Source organism: Rhizobium subbaraonis, from assembly GCF_900220975.1.
Classification (GTDB): domain Bacteria; phylum Pseudomonadota; class Alphaproteobacteria; order Rhizobiales; family Rhizobiaceae; genus Mycoplana; species Mycoplana subbaraonis.
Map to the genome: position 1 here is coordinate 7,606 of NZ_OBQD01000026.1, position 17,897 is coordinate 25,502.

Annotated in this window: 10 protein-coding genes and 1 pseudogene; 3 read left to right on the forward strand and 8 right to left on the reverse strand. The window is 65.0% G+C overall.

Going from position 1 to position 17,897, the window contains the following annotated elements; all coding sequences use genetic code 11:
- The 3 genes and pseudogenes from CRO48_RS33315 to CRO48_RS27030 form a co-directional block, all read left to right on the forward strand.
- Positions 1-4,504 (forward strand): annotated as a pseudogene (locus CRO48_RS33315) (FG-GAP repeat protein); the annotation flags it as partial.
- Between the two features lie 159 nt (positions 4,505-4,663).
- On the forward strand, positions 4,664-5,872 hold the full coding sequence (locus CRO48_RS27025; protein WP_097142845.1) for a TIGR03032 family protein: 1,209 nt from the start codon (positions 4,664-4,666) through the stop codon (positions 5,870-5,872).
- Between the two features lie 45 nt (positions 5,873-5,917).
- On the forward strand, positions 5,918-6,310 hold the full coding sequence (locus CRO48_RS27030; protein ID WP_280952698.1) for a hypothetical protein: 393 nt from the start codon (positions 5,918-5,920) through the stop codon (positions 6,308-6,310).
- A gap of 162 nt (positions 6,311-6,472) precedes the next feature.
- Here the strand turns inward: CRO48_RS27030 and CRO48_RS27035 are convergent, their stop codons facing one another.
- The 8 genes from CRO48_RS27035 to CRO48_RS27070 all read right to left on the reverse strand — a co-directional run bounded on the left by CRO48_RS27035 (position 6,473) and on the right by CRO48_RS27070 (position 17,889).
- On the reverse strand, positions 6,473-7,735 hold the full coding sequence (locus CRO48_RS27035) for a benzoate/H(+) symporter BenE family transporter (protein WP_097142813.1): 1,263 nt from the start codon (positions 7,733-7,735) through the stop codon (positions 6,473-6,475).
- Between the two features lie 90 nt (positions 7,736-7,825).
- Positions 7,826-8,632 carry an enoyl-CoA hydratase/isomerase family protein gene (locus CRO48_RS27040; RefSeq protein WP_097142814.1) on the reverse strand — a complete coding sequence of 269 codons (807 nt, stop codon included), beginning with the start codon at positions 8,630-8,632 and terminating at the stop codon, positions 7,826-7,828.
- Positions 8,633-8,670: 38 nt separating this feature from the next.
- Positions 8,671-10,188 (reverse strand): AMP-binding protein, encoded by a 1,518-nt coding sequence (locus CRO48_RS27045; protein WP_097142815.1) that lies wholly within the window; start codon positions 10,186-10,188, stop codon positions 8,671-8,673.
- A complete protein-coding gene (locus tag CRO48_RS27050) occupies positions 10,181-10,693 on the reverse strand; it encodes a (2Fe-2S)-binding protein (RefSeq protein ID WP_097142816.1) in 513 nt (170 codons plus the stop codon). Before CRO48_RS27050 ends, CRO48_RS27045 begins: the two co-directional genes overlap by 8 nt.
- On the reverse strand, positions 10,681-11,508 hold the full coding sequence (locus tag CRO48_RS27055; RefSeq protein WP_097142817.1) for an FAD binding domain-containing protein: 828 nt from the start codon (positions 11,506-11,508) through the stop codon (positions 10,681-10,683). The genes CRO48_RS27050 and CRO48_RS27055 overlap by 13 nt, the downstream gene beginning before the upstream one ends.
- Entirely contained in the window at positions 11,505-14,480 is a 2,976-nt protein-coding gene (locus CRO48_RS27060) for a xanthine dehydrogenase family protein molybdopterin-binding subunit (RefSeq protein ID WP_097142818.1), read from the reverse strand. Before CRO48_RS27060 ends, CRO48_RS27055 begins: the two co-directional genes overlap by 4 nt.
- 91 nt (positions 14,481-14,571) lie before the next feature.
- Positions 14,572-15,438, reverse strand: a complete 867-nt coding sequence (locus tag CRO48_RS27065; RefSeq protein WP_097142819.1) for a helix-turn-helix transcriptional regulator — start codon at positions 15,436-15,438, stop codon at positions 14,572-14,574.
- Positions 15,439-15,588: 150 nt separating this feature from the next.
- Complete coding sequence (locus tag CRO48_RS27070; protein WP_245423682.1) at positions 15,589-17,889, reverse strand: hybrid sensor histidine kinase/response regulator; 2,301 nt, start codon at positions 17,887-17,889, stop codon at positions 15,589-15,591.
- Positions 17,890-17,897: the final 8 nt, after the last annotated feature.

Here is a 17,897-nt window from a genome sequence, read left to right on the forward strand (position 1 = left end):
CTCCGGCATCGAGCAGATTGTGCTGGCCAACGGACCAAACAACCTCACCCTGACCAATGCGCTGGTCGGCTCGGCCACTGGCGATATCCTGCGCGTGGCGGGCGGCTCGAGCAACGACGTTATCAACGCAGCAAGCGTGACGACAGCCAGCCACCGCGTGACCATTTCGGGGGGCGACGGCAACGACACGATCATTGCCGGCAGCGGAGCCGATACGCTGGATGGCGGTGCCGGTGCCGACAGCTTCCGCTTCACGGCCATGAACCTGACCGGCAGCGACACGGTCGTCGGTGGCGAGGGCAGCGCCCTAGACCGGTTCGTCTTCACCACATCAGGCACGATCACGGCATCCGCTTTCGCCAGGGTGTCCGGTATCGAGCAGATCGTTCTGGCCAACGGATCAAACAACCTCACCCTCACCAACGCGCTGGTCGGCTCGGCCACTGGCGATATCCTGCGCGTGGCGGGCGGCTCGGGCAACGACGTCATCAACGCAGCAAGCGTGACGACAGGCAGCCACCGCGTGATAATCTCGGGGGGTGACGGCAACGACACGATCATTGCCGGCAGCGGGGCCGATACGCTGGATGGCGGTGCCGGTGCCGACAGCTTCCACTTCACAGCCATGAACCTGACCGGCAGCGACACGGTCGTCGGTGGCGAAGGCAGCGCGGTGGACCGGCTCGTCTTTACCACGGCCGGCACGATCGCGGCGTCCGCCTTCGCCAGGGTTTCCGGCATCGAGCAGATTGTGCTGGCCAAGGGCAGCAACAACCTCACCCTCACCAACGCGCTGGTCGGCTCGGCCTATGGCGATATCCTGCGCGTGACAGGCGGCTCGGGCAATGACGTGGTCAACGCAGCGCCGGTGACGACAGGCAGCCACCGCGTGATAATCTCGGGGGGCGACGGCAACGACACGATCATTGCCGGCAGCGGGGCCGATACGCTGGATGGCGGTGCCGGTGCCGACAGCTTCAGCTTTACAGCCATGAACCTGACCGGCAGCGACACAGTCGTCGGTGGCGAAGGCAGCGCGGTGGACCGGATCGTCTTTACCACGGCCGGCACGATCGCGGCATCCGCCTTCGCCAGGGTGTCCGGCATCGAGCAGATTGTGCTGGCCAACGGACCAAACAACCTCACCCTGACCAATGCGCTGGTCGGCTCGGCCACTGGCGATATCCTGCGCGTGGCGGGCGGCTCGGGCAACGACGTTATCAACGCAGCAAGCGTGACGACAGCCAGCCACCGCGTGATAATCTCGGGGGGTGACGGCAACGATACGATCATTGCCGGCAGCGGGGCCGATACGCTGGATGGCGGTGCCGGTGCCGACAGCTTCCGCATCACGGCCATGAACCTGACCGGCAGCGACACGGTCGTCGGTGGGGAGGGCAGCGCGGTGGACCAGCTCCTCTTCACCACATCGGGAACGATCGCGGCATCCGCCTTCGCCAAGGTCTCCGGCATCGAGCAGATCGTTCTCGCCAATGGCAGCAACAGCCTGACCTTGGCCAATGCGCTGGTCGGCTCGGCCTATGGCGATGTGTTGAAGGTGACGGGTGGTTCGGGCAACGACGTGATCAATGCATCAGCCGTCACCACGGCCGCCAACTGGGTGCAGATCGTCGCCGGTGCGGGCAACGACACTCTGACCGGTGGCGCCGGGGCCGACACCCTCAATGGCGGTGACGGAGACGACACTCTGACCGGTGGCGCAGGCAACGACACGCTCATCGGGGGCGCTGGAAACGACACGCTGACCGGTGGAACGGGCAAGGACACGCTTTCTGGCGGCAGCGGCTTTGATTCCGCCATGCTCACGGCCAGCAAGGAGAGCTATCAGGCGTCATACAATGCCAAGGGCCAGTTGACACTCATGAAGGCGGGCATCGAGGTGGTGCTGGACAATACGGTCGAGGTCCTGTGGTTCAGCAATAGTATCATGGACCGCCGCGACATTGGCACGCCTGTGGTCACGTCGGTGACATCGGATGTTGGAGAACTGTCCCCGGGCGCCACGACCGACGATATGCGGCTAATTATCCACGGCCAGGCCGATCCCTTCACGCGCATCGTCGTCAAAGACGGGACCGTCCAGATCGGCGTAACCGTGGCCGATGCCGATGGCAAATGGAGCTTCGACCACACCAACGTCAGGCTGTCGAATGGCGCGCATTCGTTTTCGGCCACCGCCAGCTATGGCGATGGCCTGCCCGCCGAGACGGGCCCCAGCGCGACATTTACCATCGACACCACGGTCCAGTTGATCGACCTGGAGACGCTGACAGCCAGCCAGGGCTTCATCATCAAGGGCGACGGCATACAGGACCGTGCCGGCAGAAGTGTCTCATCAGCCGGAGACGTCAATGGGGACGGCTTCGACGACGTCATCGTCGGTGCGCTAGGCGGCGATGATGGCGGCAGCAATGCGGGCGAGGCATATGTGATCTTCGGTAAGTCCTCGGGATTTGGCAACACCGTCGCGGGCCGCCAGATCATGGACCTTGCCACGCTGACAGCGAGCGAGGGCTTCGTCATTCAGGGCAGTGCCGCGGAAGATTTCGCCGGCATTTCGGTGTCGGACGCGGGCGATATCAACGGTGACGGCTTTGACGACATCATCGTTGGGGCAAACCAGGGCGACCTCGGCGGCAGCAATGCCGGCCAAGCCTATGTGATCTTCGGCACCGCCTCCGGCTTCGGCAGCGCTGTCGGCGGTCGACAGGTCCTAGACCTTGCCGCGCTCACCGCCAGCCAGGGCTTCATCATCCAGGGCGATGCCGCAAGTGACAGTGCCGGTGAGACCGTGTCGTCGGCCGGCGATATCAACGGCGACGGCATCGACGACCTCATCATCGGCGCGACTGCGGGTGATGATGGCGGCGACAATGCCGGCGAGGCCTATGTGGTCTTTGGGACGACCTCCGCTCTTGGCACCAATGTCGCAGGCCAGCGCGTGATCGACTTGGGCACATTGACCGCCAGCCAGGGCTTCGTCGTCCAGGGCGACGCAGCCGGCGACATCACCGGCAGGTCGGTATCCTCGGCCGGCGATGTCAATGGCGACGGCTTCGACGACCTCATCATCGGCGCGAACGGGGCTGGTGGTGGCAACGGGGCGGCCTATGTCATCTTTGGCGCAGCCTCCGGCTTCGGCAGCAACGTCGCGGGCAGGCAGGTGATCGACCTCACCAATCTCACGGCCGACCAGGGCTTTATCGTCAAGGGCAGTGAAGCCGTGGTCTTCAATGGCGATCAAGCTGTTGAACAAGCAGGATTTTCGGTGTCTTCGGCGGGGGATGTCAATGGCGACGGCTTCGACGACCTCATCGTCGGAGCGCCCTTTTCCGGTATAGTCGAACAAATCACGGATGACCCTCGGGACACCTATCTATTCGTCGGCATAGGAACGGCCTATGTGGTCTTCGGCACGGCCTCCGGCTTCGGCAGCAATGTCGCGGGCCGGCAGGTGATCGACGCAGGCACACTGACATCCAGTCAGGGATTTGTCATCACCGACGGCAACTCCAGAGTTTTCACAGGCTACTCGGTCTCGTCGGCCGGCGATGTCAATGGCGACGGCTTTGATGACTTGATCGTCGGCGCCAAGGGCAGAAGTTATGGCGGCGCCTACGCGGGTCAGGCCTTCGTGGTCTTCGGCACGGATGCCGGTTTCGGCAGCACTGTCGATGGCCGCCAGGTTATCAACGTGCGAACGATGACGGCCAACGAGGGCTTCACCATTCAGGGTGACTCCGATTTCGATTATGCCGGAACTTCAGTGTCCTCCGCCGGCGATATCAATGGTGACGGTTTCGACGACCTGATGGTCGGCGCGCCCCTTGGCGGCGGCGACAATACGGGCCCGGACTATGTTGAAGGCGCGGGCGAGGCCTATGTCCTCTACGGCGGCTCGTTCGGTAACAACGCCGAGGCGATCAACCTCACCGGCACATCGGTGGCGGAAATCCTCAGGGGCGATGCTGCCAATGACGCGCTTTCCGGCAAGGGCGGCGCTGACATCTATCGTTCCGGTGCCGGCAATGACCGCATCCTGATCAGCGATGCCGGCTTCCGACTGATCGACGCTGGCGGCGGCGATCAGGATAAGGTGGTGTCGTCAGGCACCGGCTTCACGCTCGATGCCCGGAATTTCTCCAGTACCGAGTTGACCGGCATCGAGGGTTTCGACCTGACGACGGGCAACAACACGCTGAAACTGGCAGCGAGCGATGTCTTCCACTTCTCCACCACCGGTAACGGCCTGTTCACGGGCGCCGACAGCCACAACAGCCTCGTCGTCGATGGCAATGGCGGCGATAGGCTGGAGCTGTTCGACACTGGCGCAGCCAATGCCGACTGGGTGACGACCGAGGTCAACCGCAAGCTCGACGGGACGGCCGGCGGCGACTACACCTTCGTCAATCTCGTCGCGATCGGCAGCAGCAGGGTGCTGGCCTCGATCGCGGTCGATCATGACGTGACGCTCATCCTGTGAGCGAGGACCTCGTCAAGCGGGCGCCGGCTCCGGCGCCCGCTTGACGAGAAAGCCCTGCCTCCTGATGGAAAACGGGCCCGAGGCTCTGGTAAGGAAATGAAGAGAAGGTTTGGGCCAATCGGGCCCGACAAGCCGTCCAGTTTAGAAATCGATGATTCCATGACCAGTGCCCCTTCGCCGGCCCCCAAGCTCGAACTCTTGACCTCGCGCCAGTTCGTCTCCTGGCTGCGGGAGACGGGCGGGTCGATAGCGCTCTCGACCTACCACTCCGGCAAGGTTCTGTTCGTCGGCACGAACGCCGGAACCGACAGGATTTCCGTCTTCGAGCGCTCACTCGAACGGCCGATGGGCATGGCGGTCAGCGGTAACAGGCTGGCGATCGCCTCGCTCTACCAGGTCTATACGTTCATCGACGCGCTCGGCGATGGCGAGACGGCCAGGGGCGCGGACGCCGTCTATGTGCCTCAGGTGAGCCATTTCACCGGCGATCTCGATGTCCACGACATGGGCTATACATCGGACGGCAGGCTAGTGTTTGCCAACACGCTGTTCTCTTGCATCGCAGAAATCTCCGAGACCCATTCTTTCAAGCCGCTATGGAAGCCGCGCTTCATCTCGCGGTTGGCGGCGGAGGATCGCTGCCACCTCAACGGGCTGGCGATGAAGGATGGCCGGCCCGCCTATGTGACGACGGTCGGCAAGGGCGATGTGGCCGACAGCTGGCGCGACGCACGCGTTTCCGGCGGTGTAGTGGTGGATGTCGAAAGCAGCGAGATCGTCTGCTCGGGCCTCTCCATGCCACACTCGCCGCGCTGGCACGACGGTGAGCTATACGTGCTGAATTCCGCCCAGGGCGAGTTCGGCAGGGTCAATCTGGCATCCGGGAGGTTCGAGCCGATCGCCTTCCTGCCGGGATATGCGCGCGGGCTCACATTCTTCGGCCATTACGCGATCATCGGCCTCTCGGCGCCGCGCTCCAACCGCACCTTCGAGGGCCTGCCCTTGCAGGACCGTCTCGACGCGCAGGGCATGAGCCCCCGCTGCGGATTGCAGGTCGTCGATCTCAGGACCGGCGACGTGGCGCATTGGCTGACGATCGAGGGCATCGTCACCGAACTCTACGATGTCATCGCGCTTTCGCGACGTCGCTCGCCGTCGATGATCGGTTTCAAGACCGACGAAATCCGCCGTGTGATATCAATGGATGGCAAAGGCGCCCCTATCGAAGTGGCGACTGTTTTGGGGCCGCAAGCGATTGTCGGTATACCGCGGTCCTATGACCGCTTTCGTCCATTGCCGGCACAGAAGCAGTCAGCCAGCAGACGGCCCCAAAACGGAAGTCACCCTCTGACTTGGCTTGAGGCTTGAAATTACAAGTCTCTGTGTACTCAGGCTGCCACCGACACGCGCGCCTTGTACGAAAACATGCTTACCATGCTGATGGCAGGGCGTGCCGCCGAGAAGCTGGTGCTGAAGCGCGTATCGAGCGGCTGCGGGGGCGCTGATGACAGCGATCCGGCGCGGGCGACAAGGTTCGCCTTCGATATGGAACGCATCCTTGGCTTCAGCACCGAGCATCCGCTGCTCTATCGGCGGCATCGTGATCTGGGCGTGGTTCTGGACCATGAACCCGAACTGGCAGCTCGTGTTCATGTCAGGCTGGAAGCGGCGCTCGACCGGGCAGCCGCAATTCTTAGGCGACGTAGGCCGTCCTTTCATGCCCTCGCCAAGGCGCTGTTCGTGGCCCAGGCAATGGATGAGAAATCGGCGTGGCAAATTCTGGCGGACGGTGATCCGGCGCCCTGAGCCGATAGTCATGGGATGAAGAGTTTGTGGATCCCCATCGGGATTCAACGGTCAGATCCAACTCACGAGCCGGAAAGCTCACCGCCCCGGAGGGTCCAGTACGGATGCACCGGGGCAGTGTTTCCCTCTATATGCTGCGACCGCTCAGCGCTTGACGTCGCGTCACGCAGCCTGTTTTGCCGTCACCGTTCCGGCCTCGACCAGGGCCGAGACGATGACGCCGGCGACGAGGGCCCAGAAGGGGGCGCTGATGCCCAGCAGCGAGACATTCGACATGGCGACGGCGAGCGCCACGAAGGCGCCGGTCTGGTTGCCGAGCGACTTGCCGAAGGCGTTCTGGAAGGCCGACAGGAGCACGCCGATCATGGCGAGGCCGGCGACGGTGCCGATGAGGGCGGACGGCAGGCTGAGCACGATCGGAACGGCGGCGCCGGCGATCAGGCCGAAGGCGGCGAAGAGCACGCCATTGACGACGGTTGCGGCATAGCGCCCCTCCTTGTTCTCGCCGGCCTGTTCGGACGAGCATATCGCCGTCATCGGGCCTGCGATATTGGCATTGTGGCCGCCGAGGAAGCCGGCCGCGACGCCGCCGATGCCGGAAACGATCGTCATCGCGTTGACCGGCGGCCTGTAGCCTTCCGCCATCAGTACGCCGGTCGCCTGCGCGTTCTCGGCGCCGATCACGAGAAGGGCGAGCGGGATGGCGATCGCGAAGAAGGCATCGACAGAGAAGACCGGCATCGTGAATTCAGGTGCCGCGAAGGCGATGTTAGCCGCGCCGCCGCCGACCGCACCGGTCGCAAATGCCGCGATCAGGCCGGCGACGAGGGCCGCCAGCACCGGCGGGATGGTTTTGGTCAGCCGCATCGAGACGAAGAAGGCGAGGATCGCGGCGCCCGCGACGAGCGGGGCCGTGCCGAGCGCCGTAACGGTCCCGGTCGCAAAACGGATCAGCGCACCGGCGATCATCGCCATGACGATCGGCATCGGCAGCCAGCGCATCACCTTGCCGATGAGCCCGGTGACCCCGAGCAGCAGTACCAGCAAGCCCGCCAGGATGAATGCGCCGACGGCTTCGTTGAACGGAATGGTCGCAAGCGAGCCGGCAACGAGGGCCGCACCCGGGATCGAATAGGCGCCGTTGATCGGCTGCTTGTAGTAGAGCGCGAGCAGCAGACTGATGAGCCCGCCGAGCACGTAGATCGCGAAGAGCCAGGCGACGGTTTGCCCGTTGGTCAGATGGCCCGCCTCGGCCGCGCCGATGACGATGAGGGCCGGGCCGGAGCAGCCGAAGATGGCGGCGACGAGGCCGGCGCTCATTGTCTTGATGCCGAGGTGTTTTGGCAGGTCGCGGAGACCCGACGCGATGCCGGGTCCTCGTTCGACAAGGTGTCTTTCCTGTATAGCCTGCTGGGTCGTATCCATTCTCAATCCTCCCGAAGCGGATCCGAGGCCGCTCCCTCCTCGTAACTGGAGCCGGGTTCCCGCCCGGCCCGTGATTCAGCGTCCGGTGGTTCAGCGCCCGACGAAGGCCGGCGCGCGCTTTTCGTGGAAGGCGAGCACACCTTCGCGGAAATCGTCCGATGTCCGAAGCCGGCTGTAGCAATGGCCCTCGAGTTCGATGGCCGTCGACAGCAGCGCGTCGTCCGTGTCGTTCAGGAGCTTCTTCGCCGTGCGCTGGGCGAGCGGCGAGAAGCCGATCAGTTCCTCGACGAGCGCATCGACGGCCTTCTCCAGATCGGCGTCCGCGACGATTTCCGAGGCGATGCCCCAGTCGTAGGCCTCCTGGCCGGTGATCCGCTTCGAGCGCATCACGATGTTCTTGGTGCGGGTGACACCCACCATCTTCTGCAGGCGTGCCGAACCGCCGGAGCCCGGGATCTGGCCGAGCTTCTGCTCGGGCAGCGCATAGCGCGTGGTGTCGGTCGCGATGCGGAAGTCGCAGGCGAGCGACAGTTCGAAGCCGACGCCGAAGCAATAGCCGCGGTTGGCGGCGATGACCGGCTTGGAGCAGCGCGCAGGGGCCGCGATGTTCCAGGCGAGGTGCGAGACGTGTTCCGGGCTTGCCTCGAGGAAGCCCTTGATGTTGCCGCCGGACGAGAAGTGCTCGCCCTTGCCGGCAACGACGATGATGCGGATGCGGTCGTCCTCGTCGAGGGCCTCGAAGACAAGGCGCAACTGGTCGCGGGCCAGCATGGAGACGACGTTGTAGGGCGGGCGGTCGAGCGTGATGTCGGCGCGCTGGCGTGCCGCGTCGATCGTGACGGTGAAGCCGTCGAGTTCGGCGAGGCGCGGGTCCTGGAATACGGCATGTTCGGCCATGGAATGTCCTTTCGTTGATCTGTCGGCGCTCTGGCCGCTCACTGATGCTCGGGAATGCGTTCTTCGGTGTACTCGCCGGCCACCAGGAGGCGGCGCAGCAGCTTGCCGACGGGCGATTTCGGGATCGCCTCGACGAAGACGAAGCGGCGCGGGCGGCGGAAATTGGCAAGCCCGGAATCGCGGCAATGGCGGTCGAGATCCTCGGCCGTGACATCCCCCCGCCGCTTGACGAAGGCTACGACGATCTTGCCCCAGCGCTCGTCGGGCAGGCCGACGACGGCGACCTCGGCGACGCCCTCATGCAGCGACAGGCAGCTCTCCACCTCGACCGGCGAAACGTTCTCGCCACCGGTGATGATCATGTCGTCGGCCCGCCCGGTGACGAAGAGATCGCCGTCCCGGTCGACGAAGCCGGTGTCGCCGGTGAAGTACCAGCCGCCGTGCAGCGCCTTGGCATCCGCATCGGGCCGGTTCCAGTAGCCTTCGAAGGCCTCGTCGCTCTTCATCAGTGCAATGATCTCGCCTTCCTCACCGACGGCCGCCCGCTCGTCCGGGTTGCGGCTGCCGAGCTTCACGACGCGGATCGTCTGGTTGATGCCGGCACGGCCGGCGGAGCCGGGTTTTGCGGCCGCCTTCTGCTCGATCGTGAAGGTGTAGATTTCCGACGAGCCGTAGTGATTGACGAAGAGCTCCGGCCGGAAGGTCTGGTCGAGCCGCTTCAGCAATCCGTCGGTCATCGAGGCGCCGGCATAGCCGAGCTTGGTGACCGAGGCGACGCGTTCGGGCGAGAACGCCTCGTGATGCACGAGGTCGTGGTAGAGCGTCGGCACCAGATAGAGGTTGGTGATCCTCTCCTGCTCGATCAGGTCGAGCGCCTTCGCCACGTCGAAGCGCGGCAGGCAGACGAAGGTGCCGCCGATCAGCGAGGACGCGATCAGCGAACGCACCCCCATCGTGTGATAGAGCGGCATGACGCCGAGTGTGCGCTCGCCATGCCGGTAGAGGTTCTGCGCGACGTGGGCCACGGCGCCGGCGCGTTCGGCCCGGTGGCGGCGCGGCACGCCCTTCGGCTTCGACGTCGTGCCGGACGTATAGAGCATCAGCGACCAATCCGCGGCGTCCGCCAGCGGCACCGCATCGGGGGCGCTGGCGTCCATGATGCCGGCGAGTGCATCGGCGGAGAATCGCGGCAGGTCCTGCGCGAGGCGCGACAGGCGCACGGCCTCTTCGGTTGATTCCTCGTAGAACACAGCCTTCGCGCCGGAATCCTCGATGCCGAAGTCGATTTCGTCGGCCTTCGCCCGCCAGTTGAGCGGGGTGACGATCAGGCCGAGGAATTGGCAGGCCCAGTGCAGCGACGCGTTCTCCCAGCGGTTCTGCATGGCGGTGAGCACATGGTCGCCCCGCTTCAGGCCGGCCTCGCTAAGTGCTGCGGCAAGCGCCGAAACCTTGCGGTACCAGTCGTGATAGCTCAGCCGCATCTCCCCGTCGACGATCGCGAGCGCGCCCGGGTCGCGCTCGACGCTCGCAAGGAAGCTCGTTCCAAGATCAAGCATTCGGTTTCTCCTCCTTCCGTTGTTCCTCCGCGGCGGCGAGCGCCGCCTCGACGATGGTCGCGTAGCCCGTGCACCGGCAGAGATGGCCGGAGAGGTGCTCGCGAATGTCTTCCCGGCCCGCGTCGGGGTGCTCGCGCAGAAGGGCGTCGAGCGACATCAGGATGCCGGGCGTGCAAAAGCCGCATTGCAGGCCGTGGTGTCGGCGAAAGGCCGCCTGAAGCCGGGAGAGCTTGGCCGGGTCGGGCGAAAGCGCTTCCACGGTCCGGATGTCGCTGCCGCGGACCTGCTGGGCGAGCGTCAGGCAGGCGCGCGCCGGCTTTCCGTCGATCTGCACGGTACAGGCGCCGCAGACGCCGTGCTCGCAGCCGACATGGGTGCCGGTCAGCCCGATCTCGTGGCGCAGCAGGTCTGACAGCAGCATGCGGTTCTCGGCCTCCGCGCGCACCGCTTTGCCATTCAGGGTGAAGTCGACCGGGTGCTTCCGGGCAGCGTTCATGCGCGGCATCGGCTTGCCTCCTTGAGGGTCTCGCGGCCGAGGCTGCGGACCAGTTCGCGCCGGTAGCGGGCGCTTGCGTGAATGTCGTCGCGGGCGTTCAGCGACCAGGCGATATCGTTGATGGCATCTTCGAACTGGTCGTCGTCGAGCGCCGGCAGCGGGAAGACGCGCGGCCGGTCGTCGACGCCGGCAATGCCGAGCCGCAAGCCCCTGTCGTCGGCGACGGCGGCGCAGGCGACGATGGCGAAATCGCCATGCCGGCGACCGACCTCTCGGAAGGCGTAGCCGCTGCCGCGCCGGGCCTTCGGGAAGTGTACGGCTTCGATCATCTCGCCCTCGGCGAGGTCGGTGGCCATCATGCCGATGAAGAAGTCGTCCGCCTTGACCCTGCGCTTCTGCTTGCGGCTGCGTAGGCTGACCGCGCCGCCGAGCGTCACCAGAGACAGCGGCAGCTCCGCGCTCGGATCGGCATGGGCGACAGAGCCGCAGACCGTGCCGCGTGCCCGCGTCTGCACATGGCCGAGCCAGGGGAAGGCAGCGGCCAGTAGCGGCAGGTCATGCAAAAGGCTTGGCCACGTTTCCAGTTCGGCCTGGCGCACGCCCGCGCCGACGACGATCTCGTCGCCGGATGTCTCGATCCGGCGCAGAGCTTCAAGCCGCATGATGTCGACGAGCAGGGCAGGGCGGGCGAGCCGCATGTTCAGCATCGGCACCAGTGACTGTCCGCCGGCGATCACACGGGCCTCGCCGCCGCCCTCGGCGAGCGCGGCAAGCGCTTCCTCGAGCGTTTCCGGACAGAGGAAATCGAAGGATGCGGGTTTCATCGGCGCCTCCTGAAAAGGGCGACAAGCCGCTGGAGGAGGCCGGCGGGGGCGCTGGGAGGCGCGCCGCCGCCGGCATGACGGGCGAGCGCCTGGAAGAACTGACCGATCACCACGCGCGCCGCGCCGTCGAGAAGGCGTCCGCCGACCGAGGCGACCTTGCCGCCGATCGCCGCCTCGTAGCGATAGTCGATGCGGGTGCCGGTCGCGGTCTCGGTCAGCGTTACGCGACCCGTGCCGCGGCCGGAGCCGAGCGCGCCTTCCGTGCCGCCGGAGAGCGTAACCGCTTCCGGCGCGACCATGTCGGACAGGCGGATGTCGGCGCGATAGCGACCCTTGACCGGGCCGATGCCGAGCGTGACCTCGGCGCGGAAATGCGTATTGGAGACCTTGCGGACCTCGTGCGCACCGGGAATGATCGCCTTCAGCGTGTTCGGGTCCAGCAGCATCGCCCAGACGGAATCGCGGGTGGCGGTGACCTCGGCCGAGCCCGAACCGGTCAGCATCCGCTCGCCGGAAGCGCCGGTGGCGACCGGGGCCGCGTCCTGCGGCTTCGTCGGCGGGCGCTCCTCGCCATAGAGCCATTCGCTGACCCGGCTCGGCGACAGCGGCAGCCGGATGTCCTCGACGCCGAGCGCATCGGCGACGGCATTGGCGATGCAGACGGGCGTCGACATGCAATTGCCCTCGCCGACGCCCTTGGCGCCGAGCGGCGTGAAGGGCGAGGGCGTCTCGTGATGGAGGATCAGCGGCTCCGGCGTCTCCATGACGGTCGGGATCAGATAGTCGGCGAGCGTTCCCGTCAGGAAGCTTCCGTCGCCGCCGTACGCATATTCCTCGTAGAGCGCGGCGCCGACCGCCTGGGCGAAGCCGCCGCGCACCTGGCCGTCGACCATGCCGGGATGCAGGATGCGGCCACAGTCGTGCATCGTCACATAGCGGTCGATACGCACCTGGCCGGTCGTCCGGTCGATTTCCACGCCGCAGAAGTCGAAGATGAAGCCGTGACAGAGCGACGAGTTGATGCCGTCCGCCGCCGTCGGGGCCTGGAGCTCGTCCGGCGTCCAGAAGACCGTCTCGCGGATCGTCTGGCCGGTGCCCTCGGGCAGGGTACCGGGCGCCCAGTGGCTTGCGGCGGCGACGCGGCCGAAGGAGACGGCATTGTCCGGATTGTCGCGGTCGAAGAGCTTTCCGGCGCGGAAGTCCACGCGGTCCGCCGTGATGTTGAGCTGACCAGCGGCGATGGCCGCAAGGCGCGCCCGGATTCGGTCGGCCGCAAGGGCTGCGGCGCCGGCGACGGCGGGCGCGAAGCGGCTTGCATAATTGCCGGACGCGATCGACCAGGCGTCGCGCGCGGTGTCGAGTTCCGTGTTGACGCGCACGGCTTCCATCGCAAGCCCGAGCCGCTCGGCGACCACCTGTGCCAGAACGGTGCGGTGACCCTGGCCCTGCGGCACCGAGGCGACCTTGACGGTGACGGATCCGAGCGGATCGATGGCCACCGTCGCGACGGCCTGGGCGCCGTTCTTCGGCCCCGCCTTCGCCCGCTCCTCAGGCGTCAGCACGGTCGTGATGTAACCCATGTTGGAGACGCTCGGCTCGACCACCGCCGCATAGCCGATGCCGTAGAGCCGCCCTTCGGCCCGCGCTGCGTCCCGCCGCTGCTGCAGCGCCTCGAGGCCGCCTTCTGCGCAGGCGCGATCGAGTGCTGTCTGGTAGTCGCCGGAATCGAGCAGCCCGCCGGTCGCCGTGCGGTAGGGGAAGGCGTCCGCCGGTACGAGGTTGCGGCGAATGACGTCGAGCGGGTCAAGGCCGAGCTTGTCGGCGATCTTGTTCACCAACCGTTCAAGAGCGAAATAGATCTGCGGTCCGCCGAAGCCGCGGTTCAGCCCGGTCGGCGTCTTGTTGGTGAGCACGACGCGGTTTCGGATGGAGACGTTTTCGATCGCATAGGCGCCTGTCATGTTGCCGTGCATGCGGTAGAGCGTTGCCGGCTCCGGCGCGCGCAGATGGGCGCCGCAGTCTTCCAGTTGGTCCCAGGAGAGCGCGGTGATGCGGCCGTCGGCGGCAACAGCCGCCTCCAGCGTCGTGACGCGGTTGGTCGCCGAGACGGATGCCGTCAGGTGTTCGAGCCGGTCCTCGATCCATTTTACCGGCCGCCCGGCGACGCGGGCGGCGACGGCGGCGAGGATGACATAGGGAAACACGCCCTGCTTGATGCCGAAGGAGCCGCCGGAATCGGGCGGCGTGCGCAGCCGCATGCGATTGCCGGGCACGTTCAGCGCGCGGGAAATCACCGCATGGATCGAGAACGGTCCCTGGAAATTCGCCGTGACGTCATAGGCGTCCTCAGCCGCGTCGTATTCCGCGATGACGCCGTAGGTCTCGATCGGTGTGCAGGAATTGCGCGGATAGGCGATGCGGATGGAGATGCGGTGGGCCGCAGTCGCAAGCGCTGCTTCCGGATCGCCGTAGCGAAAGTTGCGCTCGTTGATGAGGTTGGTACCGAGCGAGGGATGTAGGACCGGTGCATCTGCGGCGAGTGCCTTTTCGGGATCGACAATGGCGGCCAGCGTCTCGTAGTCGACCTCGATCAGGTCGAGCGCGTCTTCGGCCACATAACGGTTTTCGGCGACGATGAGGGCGACGGGTTCGCCGACATAGCGCACCCGGTCGCGGGCGATCGGCCAGCATTCGACATTGGCCTTGACCCCGACCGTCATGCTGCGGGTGAGCCGCACCACATCCTCGCCGGTCAGTACGGCAACGACGCCGGGCAGCGCGCGGGCCGCAGTCGTATCGATCGCCCTGATTTCGGCATGGCCGTGCGGCGAGCGCAGGATCGCCAGATGCGCGGTATCGCGCCGGACCGGCAGGTCGTCGATGTAGCGGCCGCGGCCGGTCAGAAGTCCGGCATCCTCGACCCGTTCGACGGTCCGGCCGATCAGCCCTCCCGCCGTTTCCAATCTCGTCATTCGCTCCTCCCACACCCGTCCGTAAAGGGGTGCTGTGGTACGAAGAGTGGAGAAGGGTGGGCGATCGGGCGATACCGACGCGTATCAGACCTTACCGAGGAGTCTCAAAATCCTGAGCCGCGAGTCGGGTGACACTGCGAAATGTACTCGGCGACGACCCGGCATGATCGTGGAAGAAGCGTGAAAAATGCGCCGGCACGGAAAAGCCGAGCTGGTCGCCGATCGCGGCGAAGCTCTCGGTGCCGTCGGCGACGGCCATAACCGCCCGTTCGAGCCGCTGCACGTTGAGGAAGACGCGCGGCGTCACCCCCATCGACGTCTCGAACAGCCGGAAGAAATGTGCCCGCGAGAGGCCTACGTCGATCGCCAGCCGGTCGAGATCGGAGATCTCGCCCGGTGCCGCCGTCATGTGCTCGACGGCCTTGCGGATGCGGAAGTCGAGTATGGGGCGCGATGAGAGGTCGCGGATCGAATTCGGCACCGCGCGCCAGTCGGCGAAACGCTCGATGACTGCAATCATCAGTTCGCCGAGAAGCACCTCGTGCGCCTCGGCGCTGTTCGGCTCCTGCACCATGGCCTCCGCAAGCGTGCGCGTGCGCGAACGGATGGCGGGGGTGATCGAGCCCACATTGCAGGCGAAGAAGTCGGGCGCGTGGCTCGTCGCCCAGTTCGGCCGGAAATGACCGAGCCATTGCGGTTCAATATAGAGCGCGAGGATCACCGTCTTCGGACGCGTCTGGTCGTGCGCATAGGCATGCGGTTCCCAGGTGTTGATAAGAACTGCGCTTTCGTCGGTGAGCGGGACGAGCCGATCGCGCACCGAAAACTGCGTATCGGCTCCCTCGACCTTCAGCAGGACATGGCAATGCGGGTGCGCATGCCGCACCAGGGGCCGATCCATATCCAGCAGCGCCACTCTCCCGAAGCGGCCACGTGCGATGCGCAGAGCATTCGACATCGCTTAAATATTGTTCATTTCGCATAAACTGCAAGCCCGGCGGGGTTTCAGCCCTCAAGGCCGATGCCGGTCCGATCTCTTCAAGCCGACGAAGCTGAGCTTGCAGGGACTTCATGTGGCGCAGGCATGCGCCATGTTGTGCCCGGGAGATCATCGATTGTCATGCGAAGCGCTAATCGCTTGCCGCAAAGCCTCGGCGAGCTGCCGTCGCGTATAGGGTTTTGCAAGTGGCCGGAAACGTGACGTGGTGCCGATGCGTTCGACGTCCGCGTAGCCGGTCGCCAGGACAACCGGGACATTCGGATACAGCGTCAGGATCTGGGCCGCCATAGCATCGCCGTCGATTGGGCCGGGCATGACCACATCGGAGAAAACCAAATCGAACGGTCCGTCTGTTTTGAGGATCCGCAATGCTTCCGTTGCGTCGTCCGCGCATGTGACGGAATAACCGAGCGAAACGAGTGTGCCCGCTGCGAATTCACGGACCATTGGATCATCCTCCACGACGAGAATGCGCTCACTGCCACCTTCGAGCACCCCGTCCGAGATAGGCTCCGCCTGTATTTCCGTAGACGCCAGTCGAGGAAAGGACATGGAAATGGTTGTTCCCATGCCCGGTTCCGATTCAATTTCGATCCGGCCCCCTGATTGCCGCACGAAGCCATACACCATGCTGAGACCTAACCCGCTGCCCTTGCCGAAGGGCTTCGTTGTGAAGAACGGCTCAAAGGCCTTTGCCCGCGTCTCTGCGTCCATTCCGAAGCCGTTGTCGGAAATCCGGATCACCGCATCGTCACCGCTTTGCGCCGTCGAGATTGTCACGCTGCCGCCATCCGGCATTGCGTCGCGTGCGTTGATGCAGAGGTTCATGATGGACGCTTCCAGTTGCGCCGCATCCGCTCTGACATGACCTGCCGCCGGATCAAGCGCGAGCTGCATGATGATGGTTTCCCCAAGAGCCGTTGACAGCAATCCCTCCATGGCCCGGATGGTCCTGTTGATGTTCAGGGACGCCGGCTCGAGGGGTTGCCGTCCCGCGAAGGTGAGTAGCTGGCGTGTGAGGGCGGCGCCTTGCCACGAGGCCCTGTGGTTCAACTGTGCGATTGCAGAAAGTCGCGGATCGGTAATTTCGTCGGCTAATGTCTCCGCTGTCCCCATAATCACCGTCAACAGGTTGTTGAAATCGTGGGCGACGCCGCCCGTCAGTTGGCCTATCGCTTCAAGCCGCTGTGCCTGCAGCCGTTTTGCCTCGTTCAGCCGTGTCTCGGTGATATCGCGGACGCCACCGACCATCCGGGTTGCCTCGCCTGCGGCATTGCGGATGATATGGCCCTGATCGAGAACCTCGGCATAGGTCCCCGTTCCACGGCGGAAGCGGTATTCTTCCAGCCATGTGTCGACCTCCCCTTCAATCGCGGCAAGCACGCTGGACACCACGCGTGCGCGGTCGTCCGGGTGGATCTTGGATTCCCATTCCCGAAATCCATCTTCGATCGGCACGTCGTCGTGCCCGAAGACGGATTTGATGTTGCTGTTCCATTGCACACGGCCGGTAGCAACGTCCCAGTCCCAGACCGCGTCCGTCGTCATCATGGCGACAATTGCGAAGCGTTCCTCGCTCTCCGTCAGCCGTTCCGCTGCTCGCTTTTTGTCGGTGATGTCGCGACCGGTAGCGACAAAATGGCTCGCGCGTCCATCGGAACCGACAATGGGCACGATACTCATGTCCACCCAGTATTCGCGGCCGTCCTTGGTGTAGTTCACAAGTTCGGCCCGGATCGCCCTTGAGCGCTTGATCGCGCGGTCAATCGCTTCAATGGTGGCGAGTTCAGTCCGGTGCCCCTGAAGAAAGCCCGGGGAGCGACCGAGCGCGTCGGGCCGCGAATAGCCCGTGATCCTGACGAAGGCGTCGTTGACGTAGACGATCGTTTGCCGGCCCCCGGTCTGCGATGCGGCCTTTGTGATTATGACGAAGTCCTCGATTCTCGAGATTGCCATTTCCAAAAGGTGCAAGTGCTGATCGGCCGCATGCCGTCTCGTCACGTCTCGGAAATACACGGTCAGCCCTCCAGGACCCGGATAAGCGGTGACCGAGAACCAAGCGTTCAGGGACTCGTAAAAGACTTCGAAATCGGCCGTCTTGCGTTCGCGGACGGCACGTTCATAGCTCTGCCGGATGATCCCCGAGGAGGCCTCCGGGAACTCCTGCCAGATCAGGCGGCCCATCAGCGCCGATCGCGGGCGCTCCAGCAGACGCTCGGCCTGATGGTTGAGGTAGGTGAAGCGCCAATCGGCGTCGAGCTGGAAAAACGCATCGCTGATGTTCTCCATCGACTCGGCCAAGCGCCGCTCAAGATCCCTGGCCGTACTCTCCAGCCGCTTGCGCTCATCGATATCCTGGAGGGCGCCCTGTATTCGGGAGACGTGGCCCATGTCGTCGCGGATCGCCACGCCGATTG

Excerpts from the sequence above, each read along its gene's own strand:
- CRO48_RS27040 (WP_097142814.1), bottom strand. The coding sequence starts at position 8,632 with ATGGCCGAACATGCCGTATTCCAGGACCCGCGCCTCGCCGAACTCGAC.
- CRO48_RS27035 (WP_097142813.1), bottom strand. The coding sequence starts at position 7,735 with ATGGATACGACCCAGCAGGCTATACAGGAAAGACACCTTGTCGAACGA.
- CRO48_RS27065 (WP_097142819.1), bottom strand. The coding sequence starts at position 15,438 with ATGTCGAATGCTCTGCGCATCGCACGTGGCCGCTTCGGGAGAGTGGCG.
- CRO48_RS27025 (WP_097142845.1), top strand. The coding sequence starts at position 4,664 with ATGACCAGTGCCCCTTCGCCGGCCCCCAAGCTCGAACTCTTGACCTCG.
- CRO48_RS27055 (WP_097142817.1), bottom strand. The coding sequence starts at position 11,508 with ATGAAACCCGCATCCTTCGATTTCCTCTGTCCGGAAACGCTCGAGGAA.
- CRO48_RS27060 (WP_097142818.1), bottom strand. The coding sequence starts at position 14,480 with ATGACGAGATTGGAAACGGCGGGAGGGCTGATCGGCCGGACCGTCGAA.
- CRO48_RS27045 (WP_097142815.1), bottom strand. The coding sequence starts at position 10,188 with ATGCTTGATCTTGGAACGAGCTTCCTTGCGAGCGTCGAGCGCGACCCG.
- CRO48_RS27050 (WP_097142816.1), bottom strand. The coding sequence starts at position 10,693 with ATGCCGCGCATGAACGCTGCCCGGAAGCACCCGGTCGACTTCACCCTG.